The organism is Streptomyces sp. NPDC020875 (genome assembly GCF_040641415.1).
In the GTDB taxonomy this organism is placed as follows: Bacteria; Actinomycetota; Actinomycetes; order Streptomycetales; family Streptomycetaceae; genus Streptomyces.
The window spans coordinates 24,920-38,621 of record NZ_JBFADP010000071.1 but is presented as its reverse complement, the minus strand read 5'-3'; the positions used below and the strand labels follow the sequence as shown (position 1 = coordinate 38,621).

The following is a 13,702-nucleotide window of genomic DNA, read 5'->3' as shown; positions in this document are numbered from 1 at the left end:
GCCCCGGGTGCCGGGGGCGCCGGACCGGGGTCAGACGCCGGGGCTTCCGCCGAGGCTGAGGCCGGACTCCAGACCGGCCACGGTCTGGATGAGGCTCTGGTCGAGGGCGCCGTGGAAGACCCGTACCTCGTCGAGGGCACCGGAGAAGTACTCCCCGGTCTGGGATCCGGCGCCGTTGCGGCCGATGTCGAGACCGGTGGTGCTCAGGTCCCAGTTGTGGATCCAGGGGACGGACTCACCGGACCAGACCCCGTTGACGTACAGCCGGATCTCGCCGAAGAGCGCGTTGTAGGCGAGCGCCAGATGGTCGCCGCGGCCGGTGACACTGGGCAGGCTGCCCGGTGCCTGGGACGTCGTGGTCGTACTGAACACCAGGTCCCGGCTGGTGACGGCGAGTTGCCAGCGGTCGGCTGCCGCGTCGAAGCGGACCAGTGCCGCGGACTTCTGGGTGCCGGGCAGGGAGAGCACGGTCTGGTCGGCGGTGCCGCCGATCGAACCGAGCCGGGCGCGGGCCGTGATGGTGAACCCGGCGGTCGGCTTCAGCAGGCCCGGGCCGCGGTCGGCGTAGGCCCCGGTCCCGGCCAGTTCCAGATGGCCGTCACCGCGGAGCGGGGTGTACGGCACACAGGTCGGGTCCAGTTCGTCGCAGACGTCCTGCGGGCGGGGAATCGTGGCGGTACCGCGCAGAGTGAGACCGGTCCGGCCGTTCTCATCGGCGACGACTCCGTTCACGGCTTCCTCGAAGGCCCAGTACGACCGCTGGTCGGGGGCCATTCCGCCGAGTTTGCGGGTCTCGGCCTGGGTGACCACCCGGTCGAAGATCTGGACCCCGGCGACCGAACCCCGCAGGTTGGCGGTGTAGCCGGAGTGGTTCAGCGCCCGGCCGATCTGGAGCGGTCCACTGGCGTTCCAGGTGGTGGGGCGCTCCTGTACCTGGCCCGGGACCAGGGTGCCGTTGACGTACATCCGCAGGGATCCCCGGGACGACGCGCTCGACCGTTCGTCGCGGTCGTACACCCCGACCAGATGGGTCCACTCCCCCGCGACCGGCCTGGGTCCCAGGACCTGCCAGGAGAGCATGGAGTCCAGATCGGTGTCGGGGGTGACGAAGGACCAGCGGCCGGTGGACGCGTCGAATCCGAGGGAGAAGCCGGACTGGGCGATACCGTCCTGGCTGACCACGGTCATGGAGGTGGTCGGGACCGTCGGCAGCAGTACCCAGGCGGAGACGGCGAACGTCTTGCCGGTGTCGACGACCGAGCGGCCCGCGGAGAGATAGGCGTTCGGTCCGCCGTCGAGTTCGGCGGCGGTGAGGACGGAGCCATGGGGTCCGTCGACGCCGAAGGTGACGCCTGATCCGGCGGTGGCGTCGGGGGCGCCGTCCCCGCCGACGGCGCGTGGGGATCCGGCCGGGTCGGCGAGGCTCCACGACGCCTTCGGGGAGCGGCCCCGGGCCACGTCGAAGACATAGGTCTGCTTCAGATACTGCTTGTTGCCCGCCTGGTCGACGGCGGAGACCTCCAGGGTTTTACTGCCGAAGGTCTTCGGCATCCAGCGTACGGTGGCCGGACGGTTGGGCTCCTCGGGGACGACCGACCGGGTCTCCTCGCCCGAGAACGTATAGGTGTACTTCACGATGTCGATACCCGGCGAGTAGAAGGAGAAGCTGCCGTAGTCGCCGATTCCGCTGTGCCAGAGTTCGTCGTCCGGATAGTCGGTGGAGGTCACCGTGGGCGCGGCGGGTTTGGTGGAGTCGAGGAGGAACTCGCAGCGGGTCGCCGATCCCTCGGAACTCCACGGGCTCCAGCCGTGTTCGTCCCCGGCCCGGGACTCCCAGCCGATCACAGTGTTCTGCGGCAGGGTGAAGGCGCCGGTACCGTCCCCTGGCAGATCGGTGCCCGCGGTGTACTGGAAGCGCTGCCAGCCGGAATGCTCGCGTTCCGGATCGTTCCGGGTGGTCTTGTAGCCGGTGGTTACGGTATGTCGTTTGACGGTGCCGTCGGCGGCGGTCCAGAAGACCGCGAACTGGGCCCGGACCTGCTCGCTGTTGCCGCCGGCGTCACCGTGGTCGGGGTCCCACACCACGGCGTTGAGCCGGGGCGCGGCGTTGACGAGGTGCTCGGCGGACTGGCCGTAGGTGCACTTGCCGCCGGGGGACATGGTGAGTTCGCTCATGAGGGGCTGGTACGGCAGCCGGTTGTAGGTGACCTCCAGGGCTCCGTTGTTGCAGAAGCGCTTCCAGGAGGCGTACGAGTCCTCGGACGCCGCCATCAGCCCGAAGGTACTGGTGTCCCAGCCCTTGTTGGCGGCCGACTGGAGGGCGGACTTCACATTGAACCGGACGTTCTGGTTGGTCGCCGTACACGAACCGGTGGGGGTCGCGGCCGACGCGGTGTCGATCAGGCCCTTGCTGGTGGGCTTGTTGTTCCAGTTGGTGCCTGAGTTGATGGCGCTGCTGCCGCCGCTGTTCATCCGGTGCAGTTCGACCGGCCTGAGCTCACTGTTGTAGGTGTGCACGAGAGTGATGGAGAACTCGGCGCTGAGGATGGTCTTCCCCTCGAAACCGCCGGTCGGCAGGGCGTAGTACTGGCGCTGGACGTCATTGGTGTTCGCACAGCGGACGGAGACGTTCGCCGGGCAGCGCCCCACGCCCTTGCCGGACTCCACACCGTCGTCGGAGTTGGGGAACTTCCAGCCCTCCAGACCGGGGTTCCCGGAGGAGACCCAGGTCCAGCCGGTCCTGGTGGCGGTGCGGGCGACCGGGTCGATATAGACCGGGTAGCGGGTCCCGGCTCCCCGGAGCAGCCGGGGGTCGGGGGTGAGGGCGAGCGAGCCGCGGTCGACCCGCAGTCCGACGTCCGCCACCCGGGCCCCCTCGGGGGGTGCTGCGGCCGGAACCCCGTCCGGGGGCCGGACCGGGGCCGGACCCGAGTCCCACATCACGGGCTGCGGCGCCTCGAAGACGGTACCGCCGGTGTGGTCGGCGGCCTTCAGCCCGCCGTCCGCGCCACGGCTGAGCCGCAGCCCGGCGGAGGTGAGCGGGAGCGAGAGGGCGGCCAGCCGGGGATGGGCGGCGGCCTTCGCCGACTTCACCACCAGGAGGTGGGAGAAGCCGTCGGCCTCGGCCCGGACCACGAGGTCGACCCCGGGCAGTACGCCCCGGTAGGTGGCCGCGCTGCCGTTCACCTTCGGCCGGGGCAGCGGGTCGGGCCAGGACACGGAGAAGCTTCTGCCGTCCCGTACCAGGGTGGCGAAGACCCGGTCGCCCTCGCCGCCGAAGGTCATGGCGGCCGTGGCGGCGCGGGGAGTCAGCCGGCCGCCGGGCAGCCGGGTGAGCCGGGTGTCGACCTCGGTCCACTTCCCGTTCTTCAGCGCCCGTACGGGCAGTGCGTACTCCTTGCGGGTGAAGGTGCCGTCCGGGTTGGCCCAGGTCTCGCTGCGCTCGTCGCGGAGCGCCGTCACCTCGACCTTCCGCCCGGACGTCTCGGCGACGGCCCGCGCCCGTCGTTCGTCCGGTGCGGACCGGGGCTGTTCGGCCGCCGGCCGGGGTTTGGCGCGGGGGGCCTCGGCGGCGGGTCCACGGGCGGCGGACTGCGCGGTGGTGACGGAGGCGCCGAGCATGCTGAGCAGGAGTCCGGCCACGACGGCCGTTCGGGTCCCGGTGCGTTTCCGGGTGCGGTGTCTCACGCTGTGTCTCCCCCTGGGGTCGTGGTCAACGGACCGAGGAGCCGAAGGACGTGCCGACGTCCGGGATGGTCCCGGTGCCGGGCCGAACGGTCGTCACGGTCCCGGTGCCACCGGCGATCAGGCTCCAGGGCACGGTGTAGGCGGCGCCCTTGGCGACACCGCCGTACCAGGCGCCCGGGGCGCCCACGAAGAGTTCGGTGTTGCTGGCCCAGAGGCCCATGCCGGTGAAGTCCCGGACGCCCGGGGTGTCGGGGAGCAGTCCGTCGCCCCGGGTGAGGAGGCGCTGGGCCGCTTCCTGGGGCGCCCCGCGCGCCGGGATGATCTGGACGGCGCCGGTGTTCTCGGCCGCCCCGACGTCCTGGCCGGGTACCGAGACCGCCAGCTTCCAGTCGGCGTTCGCGGCGCCGGAGCCGGTACGGGCGAGCGCGACCCGCTGGCCGAAGTGGTCGTTGAGCACGGGGTCGCCGAGCACCCCGGGTGCCAGCCGATCGAAGAGGTTCAGCTCGGTGAAGGTGCCGTCGGGCTGGACCCGTACGACGGTGACCGCTCCGGTGTCGGAGAGCTGGCCGGAGTCCTCGGTGGGTGCGCCGACCGCCAGCAGGGCGTCGGCCTCGGTGCCGCTGGATCCCGTGCGGTACGGAATCATGGCCAGGGACGCGCCGAACCGGTCGCCCTCCTCGCCCGTACCCGAGTTCATGCCCTGGCTGTCCTCGTTGAGGCTGAGGATGGGCGTGGGGCGCTTGTCGGCGGTGACCGTGTGGTTGAAGACCGCCACGGCGCCCGCGCCCGTCTGGGGGCCGAGGGCCTCGCCGGGCATACCGACCACCAGATAGCGGGAGGTCGCGGCGATCGCGGCGCCGAACCGGTCGTGGATCTCGGCGGTGCCCGGGACCCCGGGGTCGTTCTGGGTGATGTTGGCGACGCCCGTGCCCTGGCGGTAGGTGATCGCGCCCGCGTCGTCGAAGGTGCCGACCTTCTCGCCCGGGGTGCCGACGGCCATGAACGGCTTGCCCGTGGAAGTGGTGCCCGCGGCGACGGCGAAGCCGAAGAAGTCGTTCGCCTCCACGGTCGCGTCGATGTCGAGGCCCTTCTGGGTGTAGTTGTCCACCACGGAGCCCTCGCCGATCCCGGTGGGGCGCCCGTGGACGACGTACACCGCGCCCGCGTCCACCCGGACCTCGGTACCGACGGTGATGTCCTCGTACGGCGCGCCGATCACCAGATCCGAGCAGCCGTCCTGGTTGGCGTCGTGGACGGCGATGGAGTAGCCGAACTGGTCCCCCGCCTCCGGCGCGGCCCCGTCATTGCTCATGGCCTGGCTGATCTCGGACTCGCCTTTGCCGCCGCCGAGTACGACCCGGACCAGGCCCGCGCCCGCCAGTCCGTTCACGGTGGCCTGCGCGTCGGCCACCGCGAGGTCCCGGATGCCGTCGCCGTTGAAGTCGGAGTCGGTACCGGCGGTGCAGATGGCCGCCGCCGCGGGAGTCGTACTCACCGTGAGAGCGCCACCGGCCAGCAGCAGTGCGGAGAGGGAGGCGAGCGCGCGGTAGCCGGACGGGCGCCGTCTTCCTCCGGCGGATTCCCCGGCTGCCCCGCCTCCCCCGGTGGAGCGCCGCTCACGGCCGGGGGAACCGGGTTCGGGTGCTTCTTCGGATCTGCTGAACATTCTGCCCCTCGTCTGCGCCGCCGGGCTCCGCCGATGCGGTGCCCGAATGGACATCGGTTCGGTGTCGACCGGGGCCGGGACGATGTGCTTTCCGGCGGGCAGAAGCGGAGACAGCTCCGGGCAGTACCGGATCTGCGGCGGTCCCCCCGGACCCCGTCCCCGTGACATGTACAGAGTGATCGCTGAGGCGGGGCGGTGTCCTTAGCATCCGGTGACAGCTTCCTTGCTTATCCGTGCCAGGGCGGCTTACGGGGGAACCGGCGGCCCGGCCCCGGACATCCGGGGCCGGACACGTCTCAGGCGGCGGGTTCGTCCAGGCGGAAATCGCTGGGGGGACGGCCGAACCGGGCCCGGTAGGCGCGGGTGAACTCGGCCGGACGGGGGAAGCCGCAGGAGGCGGCGATCACCCGGATCGGGACCGCCCGCATCGCCGGGTCGGCGAGGGCCAGCCGGGCCCGCTCCAGCCGGGCTTCGCGGATATGGGCGGCGACGGTGACCCCGGTGGTCCGGAAGATCCGGTGCAGGGTACGCGGGGAGATATGGTGCGCCGCGGCGATCGCGGGCGGGTTGAGGTCCGGATCGGCCAGATTCCGCTGGATGAAGTCCTGGATCCGGAAGAGCAGCGCGTTCGGCAGAGCGTCGGGCGGCACCTCCAGCGCCGCGGACCTGGCCAGGAAACTGGTGGTGAGATCGAGCACGGTCCGGGCGAGTACGGGAGTGGTGGCGGGTCCGTTGACCGAGGGGTCGTCGGCGATCCGCCCCACCACGTCCCTCAGCATGCCGCCGAGCCCGCTGTTCGCGGGCAGCCGGGTCGCCAGCAGCCGGTCCAGTTGCGCGGACGGCAGCGGCAGGGAAGACCGGGGCAGGATGAGTTCCACCATCTGGGTGGGCCGCCCCGGCGCGAGCCTGCCCTCGTGTGCGTGGGACATGCTGTAGAAGAGCACGTCCCCGGGTTCCGCGGTGCCGTGGGTCCGTCCCTGCTGGACCGCGGCCCCGCCGGCCCGGATGAAGGACAGGAAGTACAGTTCCGGGTCGGACTGGCGGATATGACGGCGGGTGCGCCGGGTCCGGACGGGTGTGCTGGAGAGCTCCGAGAGCGTGACCGCTCCGAGGTCCAGCAGTCGGTGCACGGCGCGGAAGTCGCTGTCGCCGTCGGTCCAGATGTCGACGGGGGCATGGCTGGAGTGCACCAGCGTCCGCCAGCTGTCGAATCTCTCCCGGGCCGGAACTCCCTCTCCTCTGAACACGGTTAAGCGCATGGCTGTGCCTCCCCCTCTGCTGCGCCCCTCGTCTCGCGGCTGGTCAGACCGCGACGAGGAGGCATGGTCATGATCACCATAAATCGGTGGTACGTATCACCGACGGAAAGGATCAATTGAGGCCATCAACATGGCCACAGGCGGCCGGAAGTCCGTGCCGGGTGCGCCGTGGACGGGTCCGCCACACGGGGGACGGACGCGCGGGAGGGCCCGTACCGGCTCACCGGTACGGGCCCTCCCGGCCGACTTCGCGCCCCGCCGGGCCATCAGGTCGCCGGAGTGTGCACCGCCGTGTTCTGTCCGGCCACGATCTTCCAGCCGTCGGGGCGTTCGGCGATCACGTACAGCGCCGATCCCCAGGGCCCTTCGGCGGGCCCGCCCGTGGCGTCGGTGGGGGTCTGGACCACATTGACGGCGATCACCCCGGGCGCGACCTCCAGGAGTTTGGTGATGTCGTAGCGGGCGTAGGAGTCGCTGAGGAAGCCCTTCAGGGCGGGGGCGCTGAACTCGGTGATGGCGGTCCGGCCGTCCAGGCGGGTGCCGATGGCGTTGGTCCAGGACGCGTCGGTGGCGAACTGCTCGCCCAGCGCGACGGCGTCCTTGGTGTTGAACGCCTCCTCCAGCGCCTTCACCACGGCGGACACCTCCTCCCGGGTCCCTTGTGACACCGTTCCGACCACGAGGACTTCTTGGGTCATGACCGCTCCTTACGGTTCCGGACCCGTCGGGTCCGGGGACGGCGCCGATCACCGCCGACCCCCATCCGACAACCTCGACCAAACTTGAGGTCAAGTGTGTCCGGCCGCCGTACGTCCCGGCCCGGAGTCAGGTCGCCAGGGACTCCAGTGACTCGGGCAGGGTCTGTCCGCCGTCGACGGTGAGGGTCTGGCCGGTGATGAACGCGGCCTCGTCGGAGGCGAGGAAGAGCACCGCGTGCGCGATGTCGGCGGTCTCGCCGATCCGGCCGACGGGGATCGCGGCGGTCATCCGGGCCAGATAGCCCTCCCCCAGATCGTCCAGGCCCTCGGTGCGCACATTGCCGGGGAGTACGGCGTTGACCGTGATCCCGGCGGGTGCCAGCTCCAGCGCCGCGCTCCGGACGAATCCGAGCTGTCCGGCCTTGCTCGCGCCGTAGTGGGACCAGCCGGGGTAACCGGTGACGGGTCCGGTGATGGAGGAGGTCAGCACGATCCGGCCGTGCCCGGCGCGTTCGATCGCGGGCAGAAACGCCTTCGTCACCAGGATCGAGCCGCGGAGATTCACCGAGAGGACCTCGTCCACATCGGCGGCCGTCATCTCCCGCAGCGGCTTCCCGGGGAAGATCCCGGCGTTGGCGCAGACCACGTCCACATGCCCGTGCCGCCGGGCTACCTCCGCCGCGACCGACTCGATCGCGTCCGGGTCCCGCAGGTCCAGGCCGAACCCGGTGACCCGGCCGCCGGTGGCGGCGGCGATCTCCTCGGCGGCCCGGCGGGCGCCGGTCTCGTCCCGGCCGGTGATCGCGACGGCCGCGCCCCGGGCCGCGAACAGCTCCGCGATCCCCCGTCCGATACCACGGGTCGCGCCCGTCACCACCACGGACCGCTGACGCCAGTCGGTTCCCGTCATCCCGTTCCCACGCTCCCGCTCGTTTCGTTCCCGCGCCCGCCGGTACGGACCCGGTCGTGATCGTTACGGTAGGGCGCGCGCGGCACGGAACCGGCCGCGCGCGGACCGGACCGACCGCAAACCCGCGTTTTCCGGCCACCGGAGGCCGGGACCGGGGGCGACTTCGGGCGGCGCTCCTCGCGCGCGGTCCGGGGAACATGGAGCCTCCGGGCGGCCGTCCCGCCGGCGGGACGGGCAAGCCCGGTGACGGCCGCGGGTCCCAGCACCTCGACCGTCTTGAACGGCCGTGCCGCCGACACGAACGTGAGCGGAGCCGCCACGGACCGCGGAGGCGCTCGGAGCGAGGAGGAACGGCATGGGACACACCGGTACGGACACGGATGTGGTGATCGTGGGCGCCGGGCCGACGGGGCTGATGCTCGCCTGCGAGCTACGGCTGGCGGGCGCCGATGTGACGGTGGCCGAGCGGCTTTCCCGCCGGTCGGACGAGACCAGGGCCGGGGGACTGCACTCGCGGACCCTGGAGGTGCTGGACCAGCGCGGCGTCCTGGACCGCTTCCTGGCGGCCGGGGAGCTCCAGCCGGTCGGCCATTTCTCCGGCCTCTATCTGGAGTTCGACCCGTCCGAGTCCCGGCATCCCTATCCGCTGATGATCCTTCAGCCCGCCGTCGAGCGGCTGCTGGAGGAGTGGGCCGTGGAGCTGGGCGTACGGATCCACCGCTCGGCCGGGGTGAGCCGGGTCGAACAGGACGCGAACGGGGTGACGGCCGGGCTCGATGCGACCGGTACGGCCCCGGCGGCACTGCGGGCCCGCTATCTGGTGGGCTGCGACGGCGGGCGCAGTACGGTACGAAAGCTGGCGGGAATCGGCTTCCCCGGCACCCCGGCCACGATGACCGCGCTGATCGGCGACGTCGAACTCCCCGACCTGCCCGAGGAGTACGTCTGGGGCCGCCGGGTGGCGGGCGGGAACTTCTCGGCGATCGCCTTCGAGCCCGGCTGGCACCGGGTGATCACCTCGGAGTACGACCGGGTCGCGGACGGCACCGACCCCGTGACGTTCGAACAGCTCCGGAAGTCGCTGATCAGGCTGGCGGGTACCGACTACGGGATGCGTGCCCCCCGGTGGGTGTCCCGGTTCAACGACGCCGCGCGGCAGGCCGACCGGTACCGGGCGGGCCGGGTGCTGCTCGCGGGGGACGCGGCGCATATCCACTTCCCGGCGGGCGGCCAGGGGCTCAACCTCGGGGTGCAGGACGCGGTCAATCTCGGCTGGAAGCTCGGTGCCGTGATCCGGGGCCGGGCGCCGGAGAGCCTGCTGGACAGCTATCACACCGAGCGGCACCCGGTCGCGGAGGCCGTCCTCCACAACACCCGGGCGCAGTCGGCCCTGGGGCGGCCCGACGCCCAGACCGAGGCGCTGCGCGACGTCTTCGCCTCGGTCATGGTCTACGACGACGTCAACCGGTATCTCCGGAACATGCTCACGGCCCTCGACCTGCGCTATCCGGGAGACGGCGGCCATGTCCTGACGGGCCGCCGGGTGCCCGACGCCGGACTCGGGACGCCCGACGGCACCACCCGGGTGTACGAGCTGCTGGCCGCGGCCCGCCCCGTACTGCTGGAGCTGCGGGGCGGCGCCGGGACTGCGGTGGCGGCCCGGGGCTGGACGGACCGGGTCGACCTGGTCGAGGCGCGGAGCACGGACTCGGACTGGACCGTGCCGGGCGTCGGCGGGATCCCCGCTCCCGCCGCACTCCTCGTCCGGCCCGACGGCCATGTCGCCTGGGCCGCCGACGGCGACGGGCCCGGCGGCGGTCCGGCGCTCCGGGCCGCGCTCACCACCTGGTTCGGACCGCCCCTGCCGGACTCGGCGATCGGCCCGTCCCAGGAGTCCGGCCGGGGCACCTTCTAGGCTCGCGCCTCCTCCAGGACCTGCTCGGCAGCGTTGTCAAGAGTCGCCAGGACCCACTGTTCGAAGTCGGTCCCGGTCTGCTCCGCGGCCCTGTGCCACCACTGGAGCCGACTGTCGGGCACCGCGAGCCGGCGGGTCGGCTCGGCCGGGCGCTCGGTCTCCGCCGCCGGTTCGCGGCCGGTGTCGGCGGCGTCCTCACGGGCGAGCCGGATGGCTCCCCGCAGCTGCTTGGTGGTCCATCCCAGCTGTTCGGCCCGGTCCAGCCACGCGTCCTGTTCCTCCACGGGCAGCGGGGCCAGTTCGGCATGGTGCTGGAAGCTCAGGCCCGCCCGTCGCCGGACGACGTCGAACCGCCGGGACACCCAGGCGTAGTTCCGCAGGGTCTGGTACTGGAGTCCGGCCGCGCGGATTCCCCGCTCGTACCGGTCGCTGTAGTGGTCCTTGCCGTACACGAGCCAGTCACCGAGCCACCAGGAGGAGGAGTTCACCAGCCCCGACAGCCGCCGTCCGGCCCGTTCCCATTCCTCGAAGGCGAGCCCGGCGGGGATCTGGAGCCCCACATTGGTCGTGAGCACCCGGGCGGGCCGCTGCTCGCCGTCGACCGCGTGGTACGCACGCGGCGCCGGGTGCGGGCTTCTGCGGAACCGGGCGGGCTGCTCCCCCTCGGGGCCCCCGTTGCGGTTGGTCACCATACCTCCAGGCGAATATGCAGCTCTTGGACAGGGGTATGACACTGAGGACCGCGGAGTTGCGGCAGTGATAGCGGGTCAGAACCCGGGTACGAACGCCGCGGCGATATCAGGACAATGACCGCCCAGCATATGCATGCCATATACACCGAACATATCGCCCCCTTCTCCGCCGAACCCGCACATCAGCATTCCCCCGTTCGCATCGCCCGCGATCCGATAGGCCACCGAAGCCGATACCGGAAGCGTTACGGCGGTACGGTTCAAGCCGACCGCCCAACCGAAGCGGCTCGTTCCGAACGCCTATCCGAGTAGACCGCGCGAACTCATGCGGGGGCAAGGATCAAGGTCAGGACCGTCACTACTTTTCGAGGTTTACCGGACGGGATCCCCGGCGCCTGCGGCGGAGGCCCCGCTTACCCCGCACTTCGAGGACCGCCCCCGGGGCCGCCGGGTCCCGGGCCGGCCGGCCGCGCCCCGGACGCGGTGGGCCTATGGAGCGACGGCCGGGTTCCGCTTAGCTTCTACCTCCATGGCCACAGCACGGGAAATCCCCACTTCCCGGTATCGACTCAGACCAACGGGGGCACGGAGTGTCAGATTTTAGCGCTTCCTTAACTGCCTTCTCCGCAGCGCTGTTCGGTAGCCTGCGAAGGGCCGACCAGCGAAGATGGGCGGAGTCCTACCTGCTCGGGTTACTCATCACCCAAGGGAAGAAGTCCGTTCGCCGTATGGCCGACACCGTCTCCGCCTCACCCACCGCCGCCCAGTCGATGCGTCAATTCATCTGTATCAGCCCCTGGGACTGGGGGCCGGTCATGCGGGAACTGACCCGCTGGGCGGAGGGACACGGTCCGGCGACCGCCTGGACGATCGGCCGCGCGGTCCTGCCCAAGCGGGGCGACCGGTCCGTCGGCGTACACCGCTACTTCGACCCGTTCTCCGGCCGGACCCTCAACTGCCAGCTCGGCATCGGGGCCTTCACCTGTATCGGCGGCACCCCGGTACCCGTCGACTGGCGGCTGCATCTGCCCACGCGGTGGACCGAGGATCCCCGGCAGCGCCGACGCGTACGCATCCCCGACACCGTGCACTACCGGCCGCTGTGGATCCAGGCGCTCGAACTGGTCGACACCCTCGCGGCCCATGACGACATCGCCCCCGCGCCCGTCGTGGCCGATCTGAGCGACAGCCCGGACGCGGGTCTGTTCCTTCGCGCGCTGGGCCGCCGGGGGTACGAGTTCGTGATCGCCGTACCACCGGCCCTACGGGTCCGGCTCGCCGTCGAACGCCCCCCGGGCGCGCCGGAGTTCGTGACGGCCAAGTCCCTGCTGTCCTCGTGCGGCGCCCCCGACGACGTGCCCGTCACGGCGGCGGACGGCCGCCGTGAGCGGGTCCGGGTCCAGTCGGCACTGGTCACTCCCCCGGGCGCGGGAACGACCCGGCTGCCGGAGCGCCCCCACCGGCTCTTCGCCGAACTGCGGCCGGACGGCCGGACCGGCCCGCTGTGGATGACCAACCTCACCGCCCGGCCCCTGGGCGAGGTCGCGTCGCTCACCGGGCTGCGGGCCGCCACCGCGGCCTCGGTCGCCACCATGGCCCGCGACTTCGGGCTGCTCGACTTCGAGGGCCGCTCCCTGCCCGGCTGGTACCACCACATGGCCCTGGTCTCCGCCGCGCACGCCTTCCGACGGCTCACCCCGCCGCCCGAGATCCGGCAGCGGCGGATCTACCACTCCGCGCGACCGCCCAGGACCGCCGTCCGGGCGCCCCGCGAGTGGTCCGGCGCGTCGGCGCCGTAACGCCGCCCCGGGCCGCCGGGGTCCGGCGCCGCAGGGCCCGTGGTGGCCGTGGCGTCCCGTTGACGGGACGACCCGGCCACCACGGGCGGAGAGCGGGGGCGCCGGGCGGGAACGCCCCGGCGGTCACGGAAGGCGACCCGGGCCTGCTTTCACCGGATGTGACGCCGTTTCCATTATTGTCCCGCCGGCGGGACCCGGCAGTTCCGATATCGATTTCCTCTTCGTGCCGCCGTCTCCGCTCACACCCCGACCGCAGCGTGCCACCATTCCACTCACCCCATGAAAGGTGAGTGCCGTATGTTCGTACCCAGCCATTACCGGGCTCCGGACGTCTCCTGGATGGTCGAACTCATGCGCCGGAATCCACTGGCGCTGATGGCAAGTAATGGAACGCCCGCCGACGGTCCGTTCGCCACCCATCTACCGGTTATCACCGACCCTCGATGGGAGGGGGAGCCGGAATCCGATCTGGCCGGAATCCCGCTGCTGGCTCATCTGAACCGGGCCAATCCGCATTGGTCGGCATTGGCGGACGGAACGGTGGTCCTGCTGACATTCACCGGCCCGCACGCCTATGTCTCGCCCACTGTTTACGACATCAACCCGGCCGCCCCGACCTGGAACTTCACCTCGGTCCATATCCATGGAGTGGTGGAGCGGATCGAGTCCACCGAAGAGACCCTGGATGTGGTGCGGGCCACGGTTCGGGCCTTCGAGCGGGAATTCGGCGACAGCTGGGACATGAGCGGATCCATCGATTACTTCCGCCGGATCGTAGCCGCGGTGGGGGCGTTCCGCGTCAGGGTCACCAAGGCCGAGGGAATGTTCAAGCTGAGCCAGGAGCAGCGTCCCGAGGTGCGCGAGCGGGTGGTGCGGTCCTTCGCCGGGCGCGGCTGCACCCGGCACGCGCAGACGGCGGAGCTGATGGACCGGCTGCCGTAACGGCCCGGCCGGGCCGCGTCCGGGCCACCGGCGCGGCCCGGCCGGATCCCGCGGGCGTCCCGGGGCGCCGACGGCGGGCGCCCCGGGGGCGCGGAGACGGCCCTGATCAAGGGGTGGCCCGGATCAGGGGCCCG

At 71.6% G+C, this 13,702-nt stretch carries 9 protein-coding genes; 3 read left to right on the top strand and 6 right to left on the bottom strand.

All coding sequences use genetic code 11. From position 1 onward, the window contains the following. Window positions 1-30: 30 nt before the first annotated feature. From AB0G74_RS30450 to fabG, 5 genes are all read right to left on the bottom strand, one after another. Window positions 31-3,687 (bottom strand): LamG-like jellyroll fold domain-containing protein, encoded by a 3,657-nt coding sequence (locus AB0G74_RS30450; protein ID WP_361152758.1) that lies wholly within the window; start codon window positions 3,685-3,687, stop codon window positions 31-33. 25 nt (window positions 3,688-3,712) lie between these two features. Continuing rightward, window positions 3,713-5,353 (bottom strand): VCBS repeat-containing protein, encoded by a 1,641-nt coding sequence (locus AB0G74_RS30445; protein WP_361152756.1) that lies wholly within the window; start codon window positions 5,351-5,353, stop codon window positions 3,713-3,715. Between the two features lie 296 nt (window positions 5,354-5,649). Continuing rightward, complete coding sequence (locus AB0G74_RS30440) at window positions 5,650-6,612, bottom strand: helix-turn-helix domain-containing protein (RefSeq protein WP_361152754.1); 963 nt, start codon at window positions 6,610-6,612, stop codon at window positions 5,650-5,652. Window positions 6,613-6,878: 266 nt separating this feature from the next. Then, window positions 6,879-7,310 carry an SgcJ/EcaC family oxidoreductase gene (locus AB0G74_RS30435; protein ID WP_361152753.1) on the bottom strand — a complete coding sequence of 144 codons (432 nt, stop codon included), beginning with the start codon at window positions 7,308-7,310 and terminating at the stop codon, window positions 6,879-6,881. Between the two features lie 127 nt (window positions 7,311-7,437). Next, a complete protein-coding gene (gene fabG / locus AB0G74_RS30430) occupies window positions 7,438-8,220 on the bottom strand; it encodes a 3-oxoacyl-ACP reductase FabG (protein ID WP_361152750.1) in 783 nt (260 codons plus the stop codon). A gap of 355 nt (window positions 8,221-8,575) precedes the next feature. Between fabG and AB0G74_RS30425 the strand changes: the two genes are divergently transcribed. After that, window positions 8,576-10,135, top strand: a complete 1,560-nt coding sequence (locus tag AB0G74_RS30425) for an FAD-dependent monooxygenase (protein ID WP_361152747.1) — start codon at window positions 8,576-8,578, stop codon at window positions 10,133-10,135. Here AB0G74_RS30425 and AB0G74_RS30420 read toward each other — a convergent pair. After that, entirely contained in the window at window positions 10,132-10,827 is a 696-nt protein-coding gene (locus tag AB0G74_RS30420; protein ID WP_361152745.1) for an LmbU family transcriptional regulator, read from the bottom strand. The two genes, AB0G74_RS30425 and AB0G74_RS30420, sit on opposite strands and share 4 nt — an antisense overlap. Before the next feature lie 590 nt (window positions 10,828-11,417). On the opposite strand from AB0G74_RS30420, the gene AB0G74_RS30415 reads away from it, so the two are divergent. Further along, on the top strand, window positions 11,418-12,626 hold the full coding sequence (locus tag AB0G74_RS30415; RefSeq protein ID WP_361152742.1) for a transposase: 1,209 nt from the start codon (window positions 11,418-11,420) through the stop codon (window positions 12,624-12,626). Window positions 12,627-12,923: 297 nt separating this feature from the next. Continuing rightward, window positions 12,924-13,568 carry an FMN-binding negative transcriptional regulator gene (locus AB0G74_RS30410; RefSeq protein ID WP_361152740.1) on the top strand — a complete coding sequence of 215 codons (645 nt, stop codon included), beginning with the start codon at window positions 12,924-12,926 and terminating at the stop codon, window positions 13,566-13,568. Window positions 13,569-13,702 lie beyond the last annotated feature (134 nt).